Origin of the sequence: Parahaemophilus parainfluenzae (genome assembly GCF_001053575.1) — a bacterium.
In the GTDB taxonomy this organism is placed as follows: Bacteria; Pseudomonadota; Gammaproteobacteria; order Enterobacterales; family Pasteurellaceae; genus Haemophilus_D; species Haemophilus_D parainfluenzae_S.
This window is the reverse complement of sequence record NZ_JVSL01000022.1, coordinates 44,319-65,350: the sequence shown is the minus strand read 5'-3', so window position 1 is coordinate 65,350 and position 21,032 is coordinate 44,319. Positions and strand designations below refer to the sequence as shown.

At 40.3% G+C, this 21,032-nt stretch carries 25 protein-coding genes; 8 read left to right on the top strand and 17 right to left on the bottom strand.

Annotated features, from left to right (window positions below; genetic code table 11):
* Positions 1-7 precede the first annotated feature (7 nt).
* The 10 genes from gnd to nudE all read right to left on the bottom strand — a co-directional run bounded on the left by gnd (position 8) and on the right by nudE (position 9,046).
* Positions 8-1,462 carry a decarboxylating NADP(+)-dependent phosphogluconate dehydrogenase gene (gene gnd, locus AC979_RS04645; RefSeq protein ID WP_049373074.1) on the bottom strand — a complete coding sequence of 485 codons (1,455 nt, stop codon included), beginning with the start codon at positions 1,460-1,462 and terminating at the stop codon, positions 8-10.
* Positions 1,463-1,560: 98 nt separating this feature from the next.
* Positions 1,561-1,893 (bottom strand): hypothetical protein, encoded by a 333-nt coding sequence (locus AC979_RS04640; protein WP_049373073.1) that lies wholly within the window; start codon positions 1,891-1,893, stop codon positions 1,561-1,563.
* Between the two features lie 31 nt (positions 1,894-1,924).
* Positions 1,925-2,341: a hypothetical protein gene (locus tag AC979_RS04635; RefSeq protein WP_065420070.1), complete on the bottom strand. Its 417-nt coding sequence runs from the start codon at positions 2,339-2,341 to the stop codon at positions 1,925-1,927.
* Positions 2,342-2,367: 26 nt separating this feature from the next.
* Positions 2,368-2,760 (bottom strand): GNAT family N-acetyltransferase, encoded by a 393-nt coding sequence (locus tag AC979_RS04630; protein ID WP_049373071.1) that lies wholly within the window; start codon positions 2,758-2,760, stop codon positions 2,368-2,370.
* Between the two features lie 33 nt (positions 2,761-2,793).
* The gene (gene pgl, locus AC979_RS04625; protein WP_049369899.1) at positions 2,794-3,492 is read right to left on the bottom strand and encodes a 6-phosphogluconolactonase; all 699 of its coding nucleotides are present in this window, start codon (positions 3,490-3,492) and stop codon (positions 2,794-2,796) included.
* Positions 3,493-3,557: 65 nt separating this feature from the next.
* Positions 3,558-5,039 (bottom strand): glucose-6-phosphate dehydrogenase, encoded by a 1,482-nt coding sequence (zwf, locus tag AC979_RS04620; protein WP_049369898.1) that lies wholly within the window; start codon positions 5,037-5,039, stop codon positions 3,558-3,560.
* Between the two features lie 72 nt (positions 5,040-5,111).
* A complete protein-coding gene (cysQ, locus tag AC979_RS04615; RefSeq protein WP_049373069.1) occupies positions 5,112-5,918 on the bottom strand; it encodes a 3'(2'),5'-bisphosphate nucleotidase CysQ in 807 nt (268 codons plus the stop codon).
* Between the two features lie 9 nt (positions 5,919-5,927).
* The gene (locus AC979_RS04610) at positions 5,928-6,332 is read right to left on the bottom strand and encodes a hypothetical protein (protein WP_049373067.1); all 405 of its coding nucleotides are present in this window, start codon (positions 6,330-6,332) and stop codon (positions 5,928-5,930) included.
* 50 nt (positions 6,333-6,382) lie between these two features.
* Complete coding sequence (locus AC979_RS04605) at positions 6,383-8,383, bottom strand: OPT family oligopeptide transporter (protein WP_080971308.1); 2,001 nt, start codon at positions 8,381-8,383, stop codon at positions 6,383-6,385.
* A gap of 105 nt (positions 8,384-8,488) precedes the next feature.
* Positions 8,489-9,046 (bottom strand): ADP compounds hydrolase NudE, encoded by a 558-nt coding sequence (gene nudE / locus AC979_RS04600; protein WP_049373066.1) that lies wholly within the window; start codon positions 9,044-9,046, stop codon positions 8,489-8,491.
* A 64-nt stretch (positions 9,047-9,110) separates the two neighbouring features.
* Between nudE and hslR the strand changes: the two genes are divergently transcribed.
* Complete coding sequence (hslR, locus tag AC979_RS04595; RefSeq protein ID WP_014064594.1) at positions 9,111-9,506, top strand: ribosome-associated heat shock protein Hsp15; 396 nt, start codon at positions 9,111-9,113, stop codon at positions 9,504-9,506.
* 42 nt (positions 9,507-9,548) lie between these two features.
* On the opposite strand, the gene AC979_RS10615 is transcribed toward hslR, so the two are convergent.
* The 4 genes from AC979_RS10615 to aphA form a co-directional block, all read right to left on the bottom strand.
* Positions 9,549-9,680, bottom strand: a complete 132-nt coding sequence (locus AC979_RS10615; RefSeq protein WP_275042248.1) for a hypothetical protein — start codon at positions 9,678-9,680, stop codon at positions 9,549-9,551.
* 82 nt (positions 9,681-9,762) lie between these two features.
* Positions 9,763-10,320, bottom strand: coding sequence for a TIGR00645 family protein (locus tag AC979_RS04585; protein ID WP_049371844.1), 558 nt, complete (start codon positions 10,318-10,320; stop codon positions 9,763-9,765).
* 82 nt (positions 10,321-10,402) lie between these two features.
* On the bottom strand, positions 10,403-12,013 hold the full coding sequence (gene rmuC, locus AC979_RS04580) for a DNA recombination protein RmuC (RefSeq protein ID WP_049373062.1): 1,611 nt from the start codon (positions 12,011-12,013) through the stop codon (positions 10,403-10,405).
* Between the two features lie 117 nt (positions 12,014-12,130).
* The gene (aphA, locus tag AC979_RS04575) at positions 12,131-12,838 is read right to left on the bottom strand and encodes an acid phosphatase AphA (RefSeq protein WP_014064597.1); all 708 of its coding nucleotides are present in this window, start codon (positions 12,836-12,838) and stop codon (positions 12,131-12,133) included.
* Positions 12,839-13,059: 221 nt separating this feature from the next.
* Between aphA and hslV the strand changes: the two genes are divergently transcribed.
* A complete protein-coding gene (gene hslV / locus AC979_RS04570; protein ID WP_005695137.1) occupies positions 13,060-13,590 on the top strand; it encodes an ATP-dependent protease subunit HslV in 531 nt (176 codons plus the stop codon).
* 9 nt (positions 13,591-13,599) lie between these two features.
* On the top strand, positions 13,600-14,934 hold the full coding sequence (gene hslU / locus AC979_RS04565; RefSeq protein WP_049369891.1) for an HslU--HslV peptidase ATPase subunit: 1,335 nt from the start codon (positions 13,600-13,602) through the stop codon (positions 14,932-14,934).
* 66 nt (positions 14,935-15,000) lie between these two features.
* Here hslU and slyD read toward each other — a convergent pair whose 3' ends face one another.
* From slyD to rraB, 3 genes are all read right to left on the bottom strand, one after another.
* Complete coding sequence (gene slyD / locus AC979_RS04560) at positions 15,001-15,639, bottom strand: peptidylprolyl isomerase (RefSeq protein ID WP_049373060.1); 639 nt, start codon at positions 15,637-15,639, stop codon at positions 15,001-15,003.
* Positions 15,640-15,683: 44 nt separating this feature from the next.
* Positions 15,684-16,397: an SIMPL domain-containing protein gene (locus tag AC979_RS04555; RefSeq protein WP_049373058.1), complete on the bottom strand. Its 714-nt coding sequence runs from the start codon at positions 16,395-16,397 to the stop codon at positions 15,684-15,686.
* Positions 16,398-16,459: 62 nt separating this feature from the next.
* The gene (gene rraB / locus AC979_RS04550; RefSeq protein WP_005695141.1) at positions 16,460-16,888 is read right to left on the bottom strand and encodes a ribonuclease E inhibitor RraB; all 429 of its coding nucleotides are present in this window, start codon (positions 16,886-16,888) and stop codon (positions 16,460-16,462) included.
* 205 nt (positions 16,889-17,093) lie between these two features.
* Here rraB and truD point away from each other — a divergent pair, with 205 nt between their 5' ends.
* Genes truD through nlpD form a run of 5 tightly spaced genes read left to right on the top strand, consistent with a single transcriptional unit; the run spans position 17,094 to position 20,944 of the window.
* Positions 17,094-18,116, top strand: coding sequence for a tRNA pseudouridine(13) synthase TruD (truD, locus tag AC979_RS04545; RefSeq protein WP_049373056.1), 1,023 nt, complete (start codon positions 17,094-17,096; stop codon positions 18,114-18,116).
* On the top strand, positions 18,116-18,856 hold the full coding sequence (surE, locus tag AC979_RS04540) for a 5'/3'-nucleotidase SurE (RefSeq protein WP_049364714.1): 741 nt from the start codon (positions 18,116-18,118) through the stop codon (positions 18,854-18,856). The genes truD and surE overlap by 1 nt, the downstream gene beginning before the upstream one ends.
* A gap of 51 nt (positions 18,857-18,907) precedes the next feature.
* Entirely contained in the window at positions 18,908-19,483 is a 576-nt protein-coding gene (locus AC979_RS04535) for a YqaA family protein (protein WP_049373054.1), read from the top strand.
* A gap of 16 nt (positions 19,484-19,499) precedes the next feature.
* The gene (locus AC979_RS04530; RefSeq protein WP_049373052.1) at positions 19,500-19,688 is read left to right on the top strand and encodes a hypothetical protein; all 189 of its coding nucleotides are present in this window, start codon (positions 19,500-19,502) and stop codon (positions 19,686-19,688) included.
* Between the two features lie 23 nt (positions 19,689-19,711).
* Positions 19,712-20,944 carry a murein hydrolase activator NlpD gene (gene nlpD, locus AC979_RS04525; RefSeq protein ID WP_049373050.1) on the top strand — a complete coding sequence of 411 codons (1,233 nt, stop codon included), beginning with the start codon at positions 19,712-19,714 and terminating at the stop codon, positions 20,942-20,944.
* Positions 20,945-21,032: the final 88 nt, after the last annotated feature.

Below are 21,032 nucleotides of genomic sequence, written 5' to 3'. Positions count from 1 at the left end.
TTTAGACTTACACATCATAAGTAGTAGATGCAGTATTACCGCCGCGACCTGTCCAGTTGGTGTGGAAGAATTCACCGCGTGGTTTGTCAGTACGCTCATAAGTATGTGCGCCGAAGTAGTCACGTTGTGCTTGCAATAAGTTTGCTGGCAAACGGGCTGAAGTGTAACCGTCTAAGAAGGTAATCGCAGATGCCATACATGGCATTGGAATGCCCACTTCGATAGATTTTGCCACCACTTTACGCCAGTCACTTAATGCGTTTTCTAAAATGCCTTTGAAGTAGCTATCTGAACCCAAGAAGATTAAATCTGGATTTGCTTCATATGCATCACGAATGTTACCTAAGAAACGGCTACGGATAATACAACCTTCACGCCATAATAATGCTGTTGCACCGTAGTTGATGTTCCAGCCAAATTGTTCAGAGGCTTCACGAATCAGCATAAAGCCTTGTGCGTAAGAAATGATTTTAGACGCCAATAAGGCTTTACGTACCGCTTCAATCCACACTTTTTTATCGCCTTCAACAGGTTGAATTGTTTTGCCAAATAATTGGTTAGCGGCAACACGTTGATCTTTAAAGGAAGATACGCAACGAGCAAAGACAGATTCAGTGATTAAGGTTAATGGAATACCGAAATCTAATGCATTGATACCCGTCCATTTACCGGTCCCTTTTTGGCCAGCTGTATCTAAGATCTTTTCAACTAATGGTTCACCATCAGCATCTTTATAACCAAGAATATCGGTGGTGATATCGATTAAATAGCTATCAAGTTCAGTTTTTTTCCATTCTGCGAAGATAGCTTGCATTTCTTCATAGCTTAAGCCTAAACCTTCTTTTAAGAATTGGTAAGCTTCACAGATTAATTGCATATCGCCATATTCGATACCATTGTGAACCATTTTCACAAAGTGGCCGGCGCCTTCACCGCCAACCCAGTCACAGCAAGGTTCCCCTTGTTCTGTTTTAGCAGCGATTGCTTGGAAGATTGGCTTAACATATGGCCATGCTTCTTGGTTACCACCCGGCATGATAGATGGTCCATGACGTGCGCCTTCTTCACCACCTGAAACACCCGAACCAATAAAGCGAATGCCTTTTTCAGCCAATGCTTTAACACGACGGTTAGTATCAGGATAGTTTGAGTTACCACCATCAATAATGATGTCGCCTTCTTCTAAGTGCGGTAATAATGCCTCAATGAATTGATCTACCACATCACCCGCACGCACCATTAACATTACTTTGCGTGGTTTTTCTAATTTAGAAGCTAAATCTTCTAACGAGTATGCGCCGATAATATTGGTGCCTTTTGCCGGACCTTGTAAAAATTCATCCACTTTTGAAGTGGTACGGTTATATGCCACAACTTTAAAGCCATGATCATTCATATTTAAAATGAGGTTTTGCCCCATTACGGCTAAGCCGATAACACCGATGTCGCCTTTTACTGACATTGTTTTCTCCTGTTTGTGAGGTACAGATGCACCTATCATTTAGTATTTATTGTAAAGTATAAGAAGCTTGTTTTAGATATTCTATAGCCAAACTTCTTTTAAATTTCTCTAATTAAAGAGCTACCTTGCTCTAACGTGTCTAGCCACTGCCATTTTTCATGGCCGACGAGTTTACTTTCTTCTAAAGAAAATGTTGTACAACAACGACCCAGACGATTTTCTAGAGATTGATTTAAATGTTGATACGTAAATTCAATTTGAGTATCGTCAATCCATTTTCCAATTAAAAAGCCTTTTAAAATTTCACCGCCACCATATTCTGCCCAAATCATTTTACCTTGTTGATGGTAATGAAATTCTGTTTGGCTACTGACCTCACCATTTGCGGTATTTTCAACAGCAACAAATTTTTTATTATCTAAATTCAACATTAAGTCACTCCGCATCTGATGTATCTATATCTTATTTTTGCATAATGTAATGCATTTCGACATTTTTCGCTTTTGCGGCTTTTTCTAGATCTGCTTTATCACTTTGACTATCTCCAACAAGGTATAAAGATACATCCTTGCCGACCTTTTCTGCATTATTTAGTCCATACATAGCAACTGCTTTATTCACAGATTGACTGTTCCCTGCAATTCCAATGTGTAAATTATCTGTAGCTAAAAGAGATACGAGTCGTTTTCCTGAAGTACCACCTGCGGTTCTAATCGTTGCTACAAGCATTCCATTTGAAACTGGGTTTCCTGCTTCTGGAACTTGAAGCATTACTGAGCGATTATCTTTTGGCATTTGTGTCGCTAACTGATCTAAAGATGGACCAGATGAACAAGCAAATAACAACGTTGAAGTAAGTAGTACAAACAGTTTTTTCATTTTTGTCTCCATATCATTCTAATAAATTAACTCTTCGTCCATGCACTCATATGTTGAGTAAATCCAATATGCGGATAATAATCTACTGCTTGTGGAGCAGATAAAAGCACAATTTTGGCTTGTGGATGTAAGGCTTGTTTAGTGTGTTCAATTAACTGCAAGCCGATACCTTGTTTTTGATATTGCTCATCAACCGCTAAATCAGATAAATAACAGCAGTAGGCAAAATCCGTCACGGAACGTGCCACACCCACTAATCGTTCACCATCCCAAGCGGTGACTAATAAATCCGCATGATGCAACATTGCCGCGACGCGTTTTTCATCCTCTAACGGACGGCGTGCCCCGAGCGTTGTTTTATTTAACAATTCAATAAATTGTTTAACTGAAATTGGTTCATTTACTTTGTAGTCTATCATTTTGCAATCCTATGGTATTTGATACTCAACTTGTTATAGCAATTTCGCCGCCGCTTTATCCAAATACCATTCCGTCACGCCATTTTTTGCTTTAATTTTTGCTGCGGGATAAGGCAGATTCTCTGCAGGAGTCGTTTGGATTTCTTTTAAAATGTCTGCTTTGCTTTCGCCAGTGACTAAATAGGTAATGCGTTTGGCTTGTTCAATGAGTTTGGCTGTTTTAGAAATGCGAATTTGACCACTTTCAGGGTGTTTGGCAATGACAGCTAGGTTTTCATCATCAAAATTAGTTTGATGTGGGAAGAGAGAAGCGGTATGACCGTCAGTCCCCATACCTAAAATGATCCAATCAAAAACACCGTTTGGAATGACCGCACTTAATTCTTCTTCGAAACGTTTTAACTCAAAGTGCGGTTCATTTTCGCCACGAATTCGGTGGATATTTTCTGCGGGAATTTGAATATGATCAAATAAGCGTTTTTGCACTTCACCGTAGTTGCTTTCTGAATCTGTTGGCGGAACCATGCGATCATCACCCCACCAAAAATGCAGATTTCTCCAGTTGATTTGTTCGGTATAAGGCGCTTTGGCTAAAGTTTTGAATAACAGCTTAGGCGTTGAACCGCCAGAAAGAGAAATATGCACAGGGTGATTTAATTGGCTATAAATCACAAATTCTTGGGCGATCTTTTCAACAGCGTGTTGAGCCGTTGGGAAGGTGATGGTGTTCATGTTTGTTTCTCTCTATTCGGTGATAAGCCTTCTTCTATTTATTGAAGAAGGCGAGATATTGATGACTAAACCTTTTTCTTCATTTTACCGCTTGGTTTACGCCATACGCGACCACTTTTCGCAATGAGTTTTTCGGCTGCAATCGGTCCCCAAGTGCCCGCTTCATATTCGTAGATTCGACCACCAGCTTCTTTGTAATCCAAAATCGGTTGCACAAATTTCCATGCAGCGTGCACCGCATCCGTACGCGCAAAGAGTGTGGCATCGCCCTTCATCGCATCAAGCAATAAGCGTTCATAAGCCGTGAGCACTTGCTCATCGGCTAAATCGGCATAACGGAAATCCATTGAGACTTCTTTGGCTTCAAAGCCCGCACCTGGTTTTTTCAAACCAAAGCGCATTGAAATGGCTTCATCAGGTTGAATACGGATGATCAATTTATTCTCAGGCGCATTTTGACTGAATACCGGATGTGGTGTAGTTTTGAAATGAATCACAATTTCTGTCACACGTGCCGGTAAGCGTTTACCTGTACGCACATAGAAAGGTACGCCAGCCCAACGCCAGTTTTCGATTTCGCAACGTAATGCCATAAAGGTTTCAGTGCGAGAGTTAGCTGGAACGCCTTTTTCCTGTAAATAGCCTTTAACTTCTTTGCCATCAATTTCCGCTGCAGTATATTGACCAAGCACTAAGTTGTGCTCAACGTCATCTTGCGTTAATGGACGTAAAGAATGCATGACTTTGGCCACTTCATCACGCATTGAGTTCGCATTGATGATTGCGGGTGGTTCCATGGCAACCATGGCTAAAACTTGTAATAAGTGGTTTTGGAACATGTCACGCATTGCGCCAGAACCATCATAATAGCCACCACGTTCTTCTACACCAATGGCTTCGGCACCCGTAATTTCGACATAATCAATGTAATTACGGTTCCAAAGTGGTTCGAATAAGCCATTCGAGAAGCGCAAAACAAGCAAGTTTTGTACGGTTTCTTTACCAAGATAATGATCGATACGATAGATCTGATGTTCTTCAAAGAAACGATGAATTTGGACGTCGAGTTCTTGTGCTGTTTTTTCATCGTAACCAAAAGGTTTTTCGACAATAATACGTTTCCAACCGTCTTTTTCTTCGTTTAAACCATGGGCCGCGAGGCATTCTGGAATTACACCATATAAGCTTGGTGGCGTGGACATATAGTAAAGGGTGTTGCCATTTGTTTGATATTTAGTATGTAATTCTTCTAAACGTGGGACTAATTTACCGTAATCCGCAGCATCAGATGTGTTTACCGCTTGGTAATAGAGATGACTACAAAAAGCGTCTAGCGTTTCTGGAGTGGTTTCTTCTGTTTCAAGTAACGCTTCACGCATTTTTTCACGGAAAGTCTCATCGTTTAATTCTGAACGCGCGACACCTAATACAGAAAATTTGTTTAAACGACCAAATTTGAAGAGATTATAAAGTGCTGGAATGAGTTTACGGTGCGTTAAATCACCGGAAGCACCAAAAATCACGATACAGTTATTATTAGTTTGCATATTATTCCTTATTGTTCCGAGTAGTATTTTTAAATAATGCAATATATTACTGCACTTTACCAATCGAACCAATCAATTAAATTGAAAGACAGATGCCCAATTTTGTGTATTATCTGCCACCATCACAAAGGGTGGATTAATTAAACTTTCACGCTGATTATAGGTGAGCGGCTGATACTGCGGATCGAAAATCATTCCATTGATTTCAGCTAATAAAATTTCAGCGCCAGCCGTGTCCCATTCACCGGTTTTACCGAGTCGAACATAGCAATCAACGGTTCCTTCTGCGACTAAACCACTTTTTAAACTACTCGAACCAACTACCGTAAATTCACATGACAAATTCTTCGTTAAAATTGACCGCACTTTTTCTTGTGAGGTAGTAGCGCCAACGGCAATTTTTAATGGTTTTGTAAGATCAATTTTTCTTGGCTGTAAGCGTGTTATCTCTTTATCACTCTGTTTGAATGCGCCGAAACCTTTCATGGCGTAATAGCTGATATTCAAAATAGGGAAGTGAATCACACCTAGCACAGGTTGGTGGTTTTGCACGAGTGTAATTAATACCGAAAATTGATCCGTGCGATCAATAAATTGCTGCGTACCATCAAGGGGATCGATTAACCAATAAGTTTGCCAAGTTTGGCGTTGTTCAAAGGGGATGTTGCAGTTTTCTTCTGAAAGAACAGGAATCTCAGGAAAAAGTGCGGTCAGTTTTTCGATTAAAAATTGGCTGACAAATAAATCTGCTTCTGTGACAGGGGTGTTATCCGATTTGGTTTGTATTGTCACGTCCTGTTGGTAAAAACGAGCTAAATGTTTTCCCGCTTCATTAGCGAGCATGCGGGCTTGATCGAGAAGAGATTGAGATAATTGCATGTTTATTTCCTACTTTGATTTCGGTAATAACAAGGAGAGGAAAATTGTCGTATAGATTGCTAGGATGACAGAGCCCTCTAAGACGAATAATATACGGTCTGTCAGATATTGGGTATTTTGTGCGATGAGAAGATTGCCGATACTCCAATAACAAAAAAGAATGATAAATGAAAAAATGAGAATTTTATTCCATTGATGACGTAGATAGCCGCGGTATTTAGCAAAGTAAGCGTTGATTATCGCCGGCACGGTGAGTGGCCAGAATGTTAGAAAGAAACCAAATAATGCGGCATCGAAGTTCCCTTCTTTGCAGTAGTCCATTCCGAAAGCGACATAAGCAATAATGCTACCGATTAGCTGCGTCACCAATGGGAAGATGATAATTGCTTTTAGATAAGGGGATTGCGTAGACACCTTAAACTCCTAGAAAAATAGGCTATCCGAGGACAGCCTATTTAAATCCATTATTTCGATTTCTTCGCACGTAATACACGAGAAACAAAAATAAAGATACCAAAGATAAATACGGCAAGACCAAGTAATTCGCCAATATTATCCCAGTTTTCTAACGCTAAGGCTAATGGTGCTTCTGAACCACCCGAAGTCACAGATGCTGCAATAATAAAGGCTAAGATAACACCCATCAAGCTTTCACCTACAATTAAACCTGCCGCGAAGAGTGTGCCGAAACGTTCTGCTTTTTTCTCTACTTCAGCGTCATGAGTGCGTTTTGCATAGTTTTTAATATGACGGGTGATGAACCATGCCATTACAGCCCCAACGACAACCGGCATATTGATTGATGGTGGAAGGTAGATACCAATCCCGACGGCTAATACCGGTAAGGCAAAGCGACTGTTACTGGTTTTACGCATAAATGCATCTACAATAATCAACACAATACCTAAGCCCACACCACTTAAAATATAAGTCCATTCTAATTGGTTCGTAAAAATACCTTTTGAAATGGTGGTCATAATAGTTGCTTGTGGCGCAGAAAGTGCTTGTGTTGGATCCATATCTGGACGTGGTAATGCACCCGTGAAACCATAAGCGTGGTATAAAATTTCTAATACCGGCGCAATCACTAATGCACCAACGAAACAACCAATGATTAATGCAACCTGTTGTCTCCAAGGAGTTGCTTCCACTAAAAGACCGGTTTTTAAGTCTTGTAAGTTATCATTTGAAATGGTTGCTGTGGTTAATACGATAGATGCTGTGAATAAGGTCAATGCGGTTAAGAATTTTTGACCATCAGCAGTTTCAAATAAACCACTGCTTTTACCAATAGTCACTAAAACAAGTGAAATCACGATAACAGAAATAATCCCGATACCAGAAATTGGGCTGGAAGATGAACCAACTAATCCTGCCATATAACCAGAAGCCGCTGCAACGAAGAAGCCGATTAACACCGCAAGTAGAGTACAAACTACCACTAATAACACGGCAAGCTCAGCAGAAATTGGTGCTGCGGCAACGAAGTGATATAAAGAAATCACGATTAACACGACTGTCGCCAATAAAATGTAAATGATGGTTTTTGGTGATAAGTCGATATCAATACGATGTTCTGATTCAGCTTGTGAGCCTTTTAACATACGGAAAGAATGAACCATCCCTTCAATCATTGGTTTGAAAAGGATTAATAATGTCCAAATTGCTGCAATACCGATAGTACCTACACCGATAAAGCGAACTTTCGTTTTCCATTCAGCCATGGCATAACTAACAATAGAGGCATCCGTTGGCATGTCGCCTGTTGCGGTGAAATAAGGCACTGCTACACCCCAAGCAAGGAATGTACCGAATAACATAGCAAGACCGCCCACGATACCAATTAAATAACCGGCACCCACTAAGGCAAGAGAGAAGCCCATTGGTAATTGGAAAATCGCTTTGCCGTTAGAGAACCATGCGCTCGCGCTATCAGACATGACACGTAATGCGTTGGTTAAGAATGCAACGGTTCCTGCAAAAATACCGCCGTAAGCAATATCTTTTACACCACTGTCGCTTTCGTCATTATTACCTGCTTTTAAGATTTCAGCTGCAGCCACACCTTCAGGGTAAGGTAAGTCGCTGTTTACGACCATCGCACGACGTAATGGAATAGTGAATAATACGCCCAATGTACCGCCAGCAGCACAGATGAGCACTGTTTGCCAGAATGGGAATTCTTGCCAGTAACCCATCATTAATAGACCAGGAAGCACGAAAATAACAGAAGATAATGTCCCCGCTGATGAAGCTTGGGTTTGTACCATGTTATTTTCTAAAATACTGGAATCCTTGAAGAATTTTAAAACTGCCATAGAGATAACGGCAGCAGGAATGGAGGACGCAAACGTCATCCCCACTTTAAGACCCAAATAAACGTTAGATGCAGTGAAGATCACTGTAATTAACGCCCCAAGGAACATCCCCCGGAAGGTCAATTCTTTTAAATTATTATGAGACATAGATTTTCCTGTTTATTTTGAAAAATGGCGATACATTCTCAAAAAAAGAATATTTATGCAAGTTTTATTTAAAGTTAATCGCTTGCGATTAGAATTTATCTAAATTTATTCGATTAATTTACGTTTTTTCAAAAAATCTCGTAAAGAATAAAGTGCAGCTAGGTTTCTGGCTTCATTAAATTCATCACTGACCAAAAGTGCATCAAGTTGTGATAAAGGATAACGCACGATTTCTAATGGTTCAGGCTCATCCCCTTCTAGTTGATTTGGATACAGATATTCACCTAATAACACGTGCATTTTATGTCCCATAATTTGTGGATTGATTTTCATAGTACGTAAAAATGTCCATTTTTTTGCACCGAAGCCAATTTCTTCCTGTAATTCTCGATTTGCACTTTGTTCTGGCGTTTCTCCCATATCCATTCCACCTTTTACAAAGCCTAACTCATATTGTTCTGTTCCTACCGCGTATTCACGAACAAGAAGTAAATTTTCACCATCAATTGCAATCACTATGACAGAATCGCGATTGAAAGGGCGGAAACGTTCGTAAGTGCGGTCAATTCCATTAGAGAATTTGAGATCAACAGCTTGAATCTCAAACAAGCGGGATTTTGCCACTGTGGAAAGGGAGAGAATGTGTGGAAGTTGTTTTTTCATGATATTAGCCCTATTATCTTGTCATTGGCTCATCATACGCAAAGTGAGAGAAATAGGAAGAGTTATGGCTGAAAATAACGAAGTACGATTAGATAAATGGCTCTGGGCAGCACGTTTTTATAAAACCCGTAGCATTGCGAAAGCGATGATTGAAGGGGGCAAAGTACATTACAATGGCCAACGTGCAAAAGTAAGCAAAAATGTAGAAGTCGGCGCTATGATTAAGCTACGTCAAGGCAACGATGAAAAAGAAATTGAAGTGATTGCGTTGAGTGACCAACGCCGTGGCGCCCCTGAAGCTCAACTGCTTTACCAAGAAACAGCACAGAGTGTGAAAAAACGGGAAGAAATGGCATGGGCAAGAAAAAATAATGCCCTTTCGATGCCACATCCTGATCGTCGTCCAAACAAAAAAGAACGTCGAGATTTATTGAAATTTAAACACCAAGATGAGTTCTAGAAAACAAAAGTGCGGTCAAATTTGACCGCACTTTTTGATTCATTATTTTGTTCTGTTTGGATTCCATCCACACAGTTTAGCTAATCGAGAGTATTCATCATCTGGCATACTTTTGATGTGATCTGGATGAATGTAACAATCTTCATATACTTTGTCGTAAACTTGATCGACCAAAAAGCATCCATTAAAAAGGAAAATAGAGCCTATTGCTAGGAATGCCAAACTCATTTTATAGATTATTTTCATTTGTTATCCTTTAATGATTTTTATGACTTGTACTGTATAGGATTTTGTCGGTATAAGCCATTGCAATCGCTGAAATCAAGAAAGAAAAATGAATAATCACTTCCCACATAATCGTTTTTTCAGAAATTTTTGAGGCATTCACAAAGGTTTGCAATAAGTGAATAGACGAAATGCTGATAATTGACATAGAAAGTTTCACTTTCAGCACAGTTGCATTCACATGACTCATCCATTCAGGTTGATCCGGATGATTTTTCGTGCGTAGTTTTGAGACGAAAATCTCATAACCACCTAATGTTACCATCACCAATAAGTTCGCAATCATCACCACATCAATGAGATTGAGGACGGCGAGCATAATGGTGTCTGCATCCATTTCATTAACATTGGTGATGAGATACCACAAGTTTTTCATAAACTTGTAGGCATAGATGCCTTGCACGACAATTAAACCTAAGTAAATAGGCACTTGTAACCAACGGCTTGCAAAAATTGTTTTGCTTAGAAAACTGGTTTGTTCGTTATATTTTGCGCATGGATCCGTGATTTCTTTTTGTTCTGTTGCCATAAAATTCCCCACAAATAAAAAATTCAAATAAAAAAGCGGCAAGAAAATAGCCGCTTTTAAAGAAAAATTCAACAGGTATGTTTTATTTTACCCCGTTCTCGGTAGTGATAAGGGATAGGCGCGTTAAATCCACGTCATTATTGAGCAATTCAACGTTTGGCATGCTCTTGTTAGCCTTCGCTGACAAGTCTTTAAATCGCTCGACTTTCCCCACTAAACCCTGTTGCCCCACAAGAGCGGTAACAGTACTGTTATATTGATTGCTCACGGTGGAAAGGGTATTGCCCAGTTTGCTCAAGCGTTCTGCTACCAAGCAAATCTGGTTGTAAATTTCGCCTGCTTTTTCTGCGATTTCTTTAGCCTCAGCATTACCTCGTTCGATACGCCATAAATTTGCCACCGTGCGTAAAATTGGCATTAAGGTCGTGTGCGACACCATAATGACATTTTTCTCGTAGCCATAGTTAAACAGACTTGGGTCTAATTTTAAGGCTTCAATATAAGCGGGTTCCACAGCGATGAACATCAAGACAAAATTAGGGCTACGCATGCCAATCAAATTGCTGTAATCCTTGCGGTGCAAGTCATCAATGTGATTTTTCAACGCTTTAATATGCTCCCTTAGTAAACGCTCACGTTCGAATTCATCCTCAGAATTGACCGCACTTTCGTAAGCATTTAATGACATTTTGCTATCAATGATGATATTTTTCTCATCGGGCAGATTCAGTACAAAATCAGGATAGTTTCGTCCGCCTTGCTCATCTTTAAAATGGGCCTGTGCACTGTAATGCAAGTTCTCAATTAAACCAGCCAACTGAAGTGCGCGCTCAAGTTGTACTTCTCCCCAGTTGCCTAAGGTTTTCTTTTCACCTTTTAGTGCAGAGGTTAAATTATTGGCTTCTTTCGACATGTTTAAGCCAATTTCCAACACCTTTTTGATTTCCGCTTCTAAACCCGCATTGCCTTTTACTGATTCCGAATGGATTTCATTGACTCGTTTTTGAAAGCCTTCGATTTGTTCACGGAAGGGCTTCAACAAGGTTTCCAATGCCGTCTGATTGGTTTGATTAAAGGATTGGCTTTTTTCTTCCAAAATGCGGTTGGCCAGATTTTGGAACTCTACGCCAAGCTGTTGTTTGGATTGTTCAATATGCTGTTGCTGTTCAGCAAAATGCTTTTCTTTTTCGGAAAGCGTGGTTTTGAGCTCTGTTAATTCCTGTGAAAGTGCGGTCAATTTTTCCTGCGTTTTTTGCTGCTCTTGTTCTTTTCTAAGTAGATTTTCCTGAGCTTGTTGTAATTGACCTTGCAAGCTTTCGGCTTGTGCAGATGCTATCCCAAAACGTTCTTTTAATGCGGTGATTTGCCCGCCAATTTGATCGTGACGGAGTTGCTCTTCATCTAATTCTTTTTCTAAATATTGGATTTTTTCATCACGTTCATTAAGGCGAGTTTGCAAACCTTCTGCATGAGTTTGCGCTTTAACGGCTTGTTGTTCTAATTGATTTTTGACCGCACTTAAAGAATCAAAACGCTCCGCTAATTGATTGTAATCTTCGATAGTTTTATTGAGATCTTGTTGTAATTCTTGCGTATCTCGTTTGCTGCGGCTTAATAGAAAAAGCATCACAATACTGATAAAAACCAGCACGGCAATGATGATTAAATATTGATTAGACGTGAGTTCTGACATAAATAGGCTCCTAGAAACGCAAAAATTTTAGCATATTCCCAGAAACTTTTTAAAAATTAAGATTGTTAATTAGATAAGAAAAGTGCGGTCAAAATAACCGCACTTTTTTTATAAAGATTAGTAGTTTGAGTTAATCAATACTTCTTCGCCGTAGCCACCAAGGGTTGGCATTGGTTGGTAAGTAGAGTTTGCTGCACGCATTAAACGAATACCACGAATACCTGCTTCTTTTGCGGCTAGGATATCGTCATCGCTGTCACCATAGTGAATACTCACTTTGTGCTCAATAATACCCGGTGTTTTGTTATATTTAGTTGGAAGTTTGCGACCACCCATGAATTCTACAGGATGCATGTCTTTAATATTAAAGGCTTTTTGTAGCACTGGTGTCACACCATCTTTATCGCCTGCTGTACGACCCGTAATGAAATAAATTTGGTCACCACGTGCTTGGTGCATATTAATTAAATCTACCGCAATTTGTTTTGGAATAGAATATTGGTCACAACCCGCATTTACTTCATTCCAGAAATCTTGATTTTTTAAGTAATCATTTTTACCTGGTGAGTATTTTTCTTGGCCGTGATAGAAACAAGGACTACTGAAAAGTACAGTATCGTCAATGTCGAAGCTCACATTAATGGGTGCTTTGCCTTCCAATTCTTTTTTCAATTGTTCAACAGAGATCCAGTGAATCGGTTTTTGCTCTGTCATTTCACGAGCATTCGTACCTTGTTCAGTGTAAGGTTCTTTGTTTGATGCAAAAGTAGAGACTGCGCTTGCCGCTAAAATTGCAATGGCAGAAAGTTTAAGTAAATTTTTCATGTTTTCCTCATTAAGTAGTTTGTTTTACTTGTAACAAATCATATCCCTTTAAAATATGGGTGTGAAATAATAGCAATCGTTTGCTATTTAAAAAAGTGATCTTTGTCACATTTTTTTGAAATGGTTGTTTAATAAAGCATCAAAGAAAAATTTCCCCTTGAATTTGGCGGAATCGATCGCCATATAACGAATAACTTTTCTTAAAAGAAGGATAAAAAAGAATGACAACAATTGTAAGCGTACGTCGTAATGGCCAAGTGGTTGTTGGGGGCGATGGACAGGTTTCATTAGGCAACACCGTCATGAAAGGGAATGCCCGTAAAGTACGCCGTTTATATAATGGCAAAGTTTTAGCCGGTTTCGCAGGTGGTACAGCCGATGCGTTCACCTTATTTGAATTATTTGAGCGTAAATTAGAAATGCATCAAGGGCATTTGTTAAAAGCCGCCGTGGAATTAGCGAAAGATTGGCGAACCGATCGTGCGTTACGCAAGTTAGAAGCAATGCTGATTGTAGCGGATGAAAAAGAAAGTTTAATCATTACCGGTATTGGTGATGTGGTGCAACCGGAAGCCGATCAGATTTTAGCCATTGGTTCTGGCGGTAACTATGCATTATCGGCAGCCCGTGCGTTGGTGGAGAATACTGATTTATCAGCTCGTGAAATTGTGGAAAAATCTTTAAAAATTGCCGGTGATATTTGCGTGTTTACCAATACAAATTTCACTATTGAAGAATTACCGAATAAATAAGGAAAAATTATGTCTGAAATGACCCCTCGTGAAATTGTTTCCGAATTAGATCAACATATTATCGGCCAAAAAGAGGCGAAAAGAGCGGTTGCGATCGCATTACGTAACCGTTGGAGAAGAATGCAGTTGCAAGAACCACTTCGCCATGAAGTCACCCCTAAAAATATTTTAATGATTGGGCCAACGGGTGTGGGTAAAACCGAGATTGCACGTCGTCTTGCAAAATTAGCCAATGCGCCATTCATTAAAGTGGAAGCAACCAAGTTCACCGAAGTGGGCTATGTGGGGAAAGAAGTGGATTCCATTATCCGGGATTTAACGGACAGTGCGATGAAATTGGTTCGCCAACAAGAAATTGCGAAAAATCGTGCGAAAGCAGAAGATGCGGCGGAAGACCGTATTTTAGATGCATTATTGCCCCCACCGAAAAATCAATGGGGTGAAGTCGAAAACCACGATACCAACAGCAGCACTCGCCAAGCGTTCCGTAAAAAATTACGCGAAGGGCAATTAGACGATAAAGAAATCGAAATTGATGTGTCTGCGGGCGTGTCAATGGGCGTGGAAATCATGGCACCTCCAGGCATGGAAGAAATGACCAATCAGTTGCAATCCATGTTCCAAAGCCTGGGTTCGGATAAAACCAAAAAACGCAAAATGAAAATTAAGGATGCATTAAAAACCTTAATTGACGATGAAGCTGCCAAATTGATTAATCCGGAAGAATTGAAACAAAAAGCCATTGATGCAGTTGAACAAAACGGTATCGTGTTTATTGATGAGATCGACAAGATCTGTAAAAAAGGCGAATACAGTGGTGCAGATGTTTCTCGTGAAGGTGTGCAACGTGACTTATTACCATTAGTGGAAGGTTCAACAGTTAATACGAAACACGGGATGGTGAAAACTGATCATATTCTCTTTATTGCATCAGGAGCATTCCAAGTGGCGCGTCCATCGGATTTAATTCCAGAATTGCAAGGTCGTTTGCCGATTCGTGTTGAATTGTCTGCATTAACGGCAGAGGATTTTGAGCGTATTCTAACTGAGCCAAATGCGTCTTTAACGGAGCAATATAAAGCGCTTATGGCGACAGAAGGCGTGAGCATTGAGTTTACACAAGATGCCATTAAGAAGATTGCTGAAGCCGCCTTCCGTGTGAATGAGAAAACGGAGAATATCGGTGCAAGACGTTTACATACCGTTATGGAACGTTTAATGGATAAAATCTCATTTGATGCGAGCGATATGAACGGACAAACCGTGAATATTGATGCGGCCTATGTGATTGAGGCATTAGGCGAAGTGATTGAAAACGAAGATTTAAGTCGATTCATTCTGTAATGAAAGTTTAGATAAAGAAAAAGTGCGGTTATTTTTAACCGCACTTTTTTATCTCTTAAATGAAGATTAGTGACCGCCACAACCACAGCCGCCATGACCGTGTCCGTGATCATGATCGTGATGATGACCACCGCCACAGCAACCGCCGTGTCCGTGATCGTGATCATGGTGGTGATGACCGTGACCGCCACACCCACAACCGTGACCATCTTCGTCATCATGATGATGGTGGTGATCATGTGCGCCATGTACGTGACCGTGAGCAATTTCTTCTAATGTTGCTTCACGAGTGCCAACAACTTCCACAGTGAAGTGTAATTCTTGGCCCGCTAACATGTGGTTACCATCAACTACCACTTCATCACCATCTACTTCCGTGATCACAACAGGAACCGGGCCGATGTCTGTATCTGCTAAGAAACGCATACCAACCACCACTTCATCAACGCCTTGGAATACCTCTTTGGGTACACGTTGAACCATATTTTCATTGTATTCGCCGTAGCCTTCTTCAGGTTGAACACGCACTTCAAATTTGTCGCCAACTTCTTTACCTTCTAAAGCATTTTCAAGACCAATGATTAAGTTATTGTGGCCTTGTAAATATTCTAATGGTTGATTTGCTGGTGCTTCATCAACTAATACACCGTCTTGAGTACGTACTTGGTAAGCGATACTCACAACCGTATTTTTTGCTATTTTCATAGTGTTTTCCTTATTAAAAAAATCGTCGTTCATTGTATAGAAAATTATTCTTTAAGCAATGCAATTCGCGCATTCACACTGACTTTAATTTTCTCTTTGCCACTTTGAGTGTAAGTTTCATCTTTTTCATCCGAGTAAGAGAAACTTTTTGCCATCATTGCCCCTGCAGCATAAGGGCGGAAATCATTCGCGGAATCATTGGCAGAAGACACGTCAAGGCTTTGTGTGTGATAACCTTTCATCTGCAAAGATTCTTGAATTAATAGGGCTTTATCTTTAACTTTTGCTAAAGCCTCTTTGGTTAATTCATTTTCTAAACTACTTAATTTCTCACGTGAAACAGAGGCACTTACGCGATCAATGGCTAATACGCCATCTAATTCATGTACTAATGTTGATAATGCTTGAGAATCTTTACTTTCTAAGGTTAATTCTGCACGCGCAATCCAGCCTTGTTGTTTGCCTTTATTGTCATAGCGAATCCAGGTATTGCGAGAATTATCTTTAATTTCAACCGCACTTTGTGCTTTTGCCAACTCAATGGCTTTATTCATTTTTTCCGCCATAGTTTTATTGAGTGCGGATAAATCATTGCCTTCCGCTTGGTAAAAAAGGGACACTTGCAATAAATCTCGTTCTACCTCTCTTTCAGCTTCAACACTAAAGCTGACATCCGTTGACTGATGAAATACGGGTTCTGTTGCAAAAGAAGCGATAGGCAAGGCAAGTAATGCTAAAGAAAGCGTTTTGAGTTTCATTGTTTCATTCCTATTTGGGTAAGATAAAAATTAAGGGCGGTTTAATACGCCCTTTGTTATTATTAATGTAAACGTTCGTTGTCGTCTTCGACATCTTCATCGTCAAAAAATTCGCCGTCATCGCCGTATTCATCGTCCTCGGCATTCGGATCTTCAAAATACGTGCCCCAGCCATCATAAATGCCTTTGTATTTTTCCACTAATGGTAAAATTTCTTTTTGTTGTGCATCGATAATTTCGGGCTTTAATTCTACTTCACTGATGATGTCAAAGCAGAAAATGACCTTGCCACTTTCATCTTCAAATTCTTCCGCTTCTGACACTTCATAGCCTGCTTTGAAAGCATCCACAGCAATTTTTTCTAATGTATCAAAATCATAATGAGCGATGTGATGTTCGATAATATAAAGGGCATCCGGATCGCTGCCGTCATTTAATAAATCCGTAATGATTTCACGAGTTTCTTCTTGGAGTTCGTTAAAGTTCGTCATAAGGCATTCCTTTTGTCAGAAAAAGTGCGGTCATTGTAGGGGATAAAGATGAAAATGTCGCTAAAAATTTATGCTCATTTCAGTTTGCCTTGACGGGGAGGAAAGGTTAAAATTCTGCGCGAATAAATTGTGTTTAACATGCCCAGCTGATCACGCTATTTATTGCAGCGAAAAAGTTGGGCTTTCTTATTTTAGAACGAAAAAAATGGTCAAACATCTCCCTTATTTCACCTTAAAAACACCGCCAAAATCAACCGCACTTTTAAAGCAAGCGTTCGCTGACTTTATTGTTAAAGAAGATCTCGGCTATGAAATGTCAGGCGAAGGCGAATTTGTGGCGGTAAAAATCCGTAAAACGGATTGCAATACATTGTTTGTAGGCGAAAAGTTAGCCAAGTTTGCAGGTGTTTCTGAGCGAAATATGGGGTATGCCGGTTTGAAAGATCGTCATGGCATTACGGAACAATGGTTTTGTTTACAAATGCCGGGGAAGGAAACACCAGATTTTAGCCAATTTCAGTTGGAAGGCGTCGAGATTTTAGACGTCACTCGCCACAATCGTAAAATTCGTACGGGTAGTCTTCAAGGAAATGCCTTCGAGATTTTATTGCGCGGTGCAAAAGAAAGTGATGAGTTGAATGTACGCTTAAATTTTGTGGCGAAATATGGTTTCCCTAACTATTTCACCGAACAACGTTTTGGACGCGACGGTCATAATCTGACTCAAGCGATTCGTTGGGCGAAAGGGGAGATTAAGGTCAAAGATCGTAAAAAACGCAGTTTTTATCTTTCAGCAGCTCGCAGCGAAATTTTTAATTTAGTTGTAGCAGAACGAATTGAACAAAATGTGGCAGATCAGGTTCTAAGAGACGATATTGTGCAATTAAACGGATCGCACAGTTGGTTTAAGGCCGATGAAAATGAAGATTTAGCAGTCTTACAGCAACGTTTGAACGAACAAGATATTTTGCTCACCGCGCCTTTAATTGGCGAAGAAAATTTATCTGCAAGTGCGGTCGAAAATAAAGTGGTTTTGGAACATCAGGTTTTCCAAGAATTAATGAAACAAGAAAGAATGAAAGCCGCTCGCCGCCCTTTATTGATGCAGGCAAAAGATTTCCATTGGACGTTTGTTGAAGAAGGATTGAAGCTCTCATTTTATTTGCCGGCAGGGAGTTATGCCACTGCATTGGTGCGAGAGTTAGTGAATATTAAGGAAGAAGAATAATGCGAATTTTAGTCAGCAATGATGACGGTTTTCATGCCGAAGGGATTCAAGTTTTAGCAAAAGAATTACGCAAAATTGCCGATGTGGTGATCGTTGCGCCCGATCGTAATCGTAGCGCGGCATCAAGCTCATTAACGCTTGTTGAGCCACTTCGCCCACGTCATTTAGATAGTGGTGATTATTGCGTGAATGGCACACCGGCTGACTGTGTGCATTTGGCACTAAACGGTTTTTTATCTGGACAAGTGGATCTTGTCGTATCAGGCATTAACGCGGGTTGCAATATGGGGGATGATACGATTTATTCAGGTACTTTGGCTGCAGCATTGGAAGGTCGCCATTTAGGGTTGCCAGCTATTGCGGTATCTTTAGATGGTCGTTTGCATTATGAAACAGCGGCTCGTGTAGTGTGCGATTTAATTCCGAAATTACATCCTCAATTATTGAATAAACGCGAAGTGATCAATATCAATGTGCCAGATTTGCCTTACGAAGAACTCAAAGGCATTAAAGTCTGTCATTTAGGTTATCGCTCATCCGCTGCAGAAGTGATTAAACAAGAAGATCCTCGTGGCGAAAATATTTATTGGATTGGCCCGTCAGGCTTGCCAGAATATGATGGTGAAGGTACAGATTTTCATGCGGTAAAAAATGGTTATGTTGCCATTACGCCAATTCAAGCGGATCTTACGGCTCATCAGTCAATTGCTGCTTTACAAGATTGGCTGGAAAGTGAATAATGTGCCGTTTTGAAACGAATTTTCCCTATTGAAGCAATAAAGGATAAGTGAATGAATATTTTTGGTGCGATGTATGATAAAACAATGCAATGGTCAAAACATCGCTTTGCCGTGTTTTGGTTATCCTTTGTGAGTTTTATTGAGGCCATTTTTTTCCCTGTTCCACCAGATGTGATGTTGATTCCGATGTCAATGTCAAAACCGAAAAGTGCATTTCGTTTTGCGCTTTATACGGCGGTCGCTTCAGTAGTGGGGGGAATGATTGGTTATGCTATTGGTTACTATGCCTTTGATTGGGTACAAGGCTATATTCAACAATGGGGTTACCAAGCCGCTTGGGAGCAGGCCATGGCGTGGTTTAAAGAATGGGGTATTTTAGTGGTCTTTGTTGCCGGTTTTAGTCCTATTCCTTATAAAGTTTTCACCATTTGTGCCGGCGTGATGCAAATGTCATTTATACCCTTTGTGATAACCGCATTTGTATCGCGTTTTGCTCGTTTTATTTTAGTGGCAAAACTGGCCGCATGGGGCGGAGAGAAATTCGCCGCGAAATTACGTAAATCCATTGAAATCATTGGTTGGAGTGTGGTTGCTCTGGCTGTGATTGCTTATCTTATTTTAAAATAACAGGATGACCTTTTTTATGAATAAATTACTCTTAATTATCTCGAGTGCATTGCTGATTTCTGCTTGTACGGGAGAGCCGAAAAAACAAGATTCCGATGCGTTACCTGATGGTATTATGCAGCCAGTCGAGGGAACGGGAGCGGTTGCCGGTGGTAGCTTTATGCCGGAAATTGAAAAGAATTCGATGCCAAATCAAATGAAATAAATTTAATGTTAAAGGAAGAATAAATGAAAAAATCGTTTTTATTGCTCCCTGTGAGTATCGCTATTTTAACAGCTTGTAGTTCAAATAGCCCTGCGCCAATTGAAAATGTAGATGGCACACTTTCTCCGGGTGTAATGCAGCCTGTTGATAATAATTCGAGCGGTACATGGCAGCCAGAAATTCAACAAAATACGATGCCAAATACCATGGGTAATAGCGTGCCAACGGGCACTCAAACACCACAACCAAGTTTCCAACCGACGTATCAACCGGTTCAACAACCTGCTGCAGCACAGCCTAAACCAACGCCAGCTCCAGCACCAGTTCAACCACAAACTAAAACAGTAACCAAAACGGTTTCTGATTGCACCAGCTCTGGCGCAATCAACGTGCCTCGTAATCCAAATACTAATGCACCGGATTACAGCCAAATTCAAAAAGGTTCATACAAAGGAAATACCTATAAAGTAAACAAAGGCGATACCATGTTCTTAATCGCTTACTTGACCGGTATGGACGTGAAAGATTTAGCAAGCATGAATAATATGAAAGAGCCTTATAGCTTAAGTGTGGGCCAAACGTTAAAAATTTCAAATTGTTCTACTAAAACGGTTACTACGACTGTACCAGTGAAAACGACAGCACCAGCTGCACCGGCAGCTCCTGCTGAGCCAGAAGTGACTTATACACCAGGTGCAAACGGTACTCAAATTGGTTCTGATGGTACGGTAATTGGTCCAATTAAATCAGGTGTTGCAACAGGTGGTGCATCAACACCAGCGTTTACCAACAATACACCTAGCACACCGGTGACAACGACAACTCAAGTGGAAACCACAAACAATACGCCAGTTAATGCAAACGTTGTAGCACCAGTGGCATCGAATGTGGCATGGCAATGGCCAACCCAAGGCAACGTGCTCCAAGGTTTCTCTAACTCCGATGGTGGTAACAAAGGGATTGATATCAGTGGTTCTCGTGGACAAGCAGTTAAAGCGGCTGCGAGTGGTCGTGTTGTTTATGCGGGTAACGCATTACGTGGCTACGGTAACTTAATCATCATCAAACATAATGATGATTTCTTAAGTGCTTATGCACACAACGACAAGATCCTTGTGAGCGATCAACAAGAAGTGAAAGCGGGTCAAGAGATTGCGAAAATGGGTAGCACAGGAACCAATGCTGTGAAACTTCACTTTGAGATCCGTTATAAAGGTAAATCTGTCGATCCAGTTAGATATTTACCGAGAAGATAATCTTTTCTCAGAAAAAAGTGCGGTTAAAAATGACCGCACTTTTTGTTATACTCTCACCAATTTTTTCTCAATGCTTAGAATCTAAGGT

What these genes read in the sequence shown, in the direction of transcription:
- AC979_RS04635 (WP_065420070.1), bottom strand. Translation starts at nt 2,341, where the DNA reads ATGAAAAAACTGTTTGTACTACTTACTTCAACGTTGTTATTTGCTTGT.
- rraB (WP_005695141.1), bottom strand. Translation starts at nt 16,888, where the DNA reads ATGACGAACTTTAACGAACTCCAAGAAGAAACTCGTGAAATCATTACG.
- AC979_RS04630 (WP_049373071.1), bottom strand. Translation starts at nt 2,760, where the DNA reads ATGATAGACTACAAAGTAAATGAACCAATTTCAGTTAAACAATTTATT.
- hslR (WP_014064594.1), top strand. Translation starts at nt 9,111, where the DNA reads ATGGCTGAAAATAACGAAGTACGATTAGATAAATGGCTCTGGGCAGCA.
- nlpD (WP_049373050.1), top strand. Translation starts at nt 19,712, where the DNA reads ATGAAAAAATCGTTTTTATTGCTCCCTGTGAGTATCGCTATTTTAACA.
- AC979_RS04555 (WP_049373058.1), bottom strand. Translation starts at nt 16,397, where the DNA reads ATGAAACTCAAAACGCTTTCTTTAGCATTACTTGCCTTGCCTATCGCT.
- gnd (WP_049373074.1), bottom strand. Translation starts at nt 1,462, where the DNA reads ATGTCAGTAAAAGGCGACATCGGTGTTATCGGCTTAGCCGTAATGGGG.
- cysQ (WP_049373069.1), bottom strand. Translation starts at nt 5,918, where the DNA reads ATGCAATTATCTCAATCTCTTCTCGATCAAGCCCGCATGCTCGCTAAT.
- nudE (WP_049373066.1), bottom strand. Translation starts at nt 9,046, where the DNA reads ATGAAAAAACAACTTCCACACATTCTCTCCCTTTCCACAGTGGCAAAA.
- hslU (WP_049369891.1), top strand. Translation starts at nt 13,600, where the DNA reads ATGTCTGAAATGACCCCTCGTGAAATTGTTTCCGAATTAGATCAACAT.
- slyD (WP_049373060.1), bottom strand. Translation starts at nt 15,639, where the DNA reads ATGAAAATAGCAAAAAATACGGTTGTGAGTATCGCTTACCAAGTACGT.
- hslV (WP_005695137.1), top strand. Translation starts at nt 13,060, where the DNA reads ATGACAACAATTGTAAGCGTACGTCGTAATGGCCAAGTGGTTGTTGGG.
- zwf (WP_049369898.1), bottom strand. Translation starts at nt 5,039, where the DNA reads ATGCAAACTAATAATAACTGTATCGTGATTTTTGGTGCTTCCGGTGAT.
- AC979_RS04585 (WP_049371844.1), bottom strand. Translation starts at nt 10,320, where the DNA reads ATGGCAACAGAACAAAAAGAAATCACGGATCCATGCGCAAAATATAAC.
- aphA (WP_014064597.1), bottom strand. Translation starts at nt 12,838, where the DNA reads ATGAAAAATTTACTTAAACTTTCTGCCATTGCAATTTTAGCGGCAAGC.
- AC979_RS04605 (WP_080971308.1), bottom strand. Translation starts at nt 8,383, where the DNA reads ATGTCTCATAATAATTTAAAAGAATTGACCTTCCGGGGGATGTTCCTT.
- AC979_RS04530 (WP_049373052.1), top strand. Translation starts at nt 19,500, where the DNA reads ATGAATAAATTACTCTTAATTATCTCGAGTGCATTGCTGATTTCTGCT.
- pgl (WP_049369899.1), bottom strand. Translation starts at nt 3,492, where the DNA reads ATGAACACCATCACCTTCCCAACGGCTCAACACGCTGTTGAAAAGATC.
- surE (WP_049364714.1), top strand. Translation starts at nt 18,116, where the DNA reads ATGCGAATTTTAGTCAGCAATGATGACGGTTTTCATGCCGAAGGGATT.
- AC979_RS04535 (WP_049373054.1), top strand. Translation starts at nt 18,908, where the DNA reads ATGAATATTTTTGGTGCGATGTATGATAAAACAATGCAATGGTCAAAA.
- truD (WP_049373056.1), top strand. Translation starts at nt 17,094, where the DNA reads ATGGTCAAACATCTCCCTTATTTCACCTTAAAAACACCGCCAAAATCA.
- AC979_RS04640 (WP_049373073.1), bottom strand. Translation starts at nt 1,893, where the DNA reads ATGTTGAATTTAGATAATAAAAAATTTGTTGCTGTTGAAAATACCGCA.
- rmuC (WP_049373062.1), bottom strand. Translation starts at nt 12,013, where the DNA reads ATGTCAGAACTCACGTCTAATCAATATTTAATCATCATTGCCGTGCTG.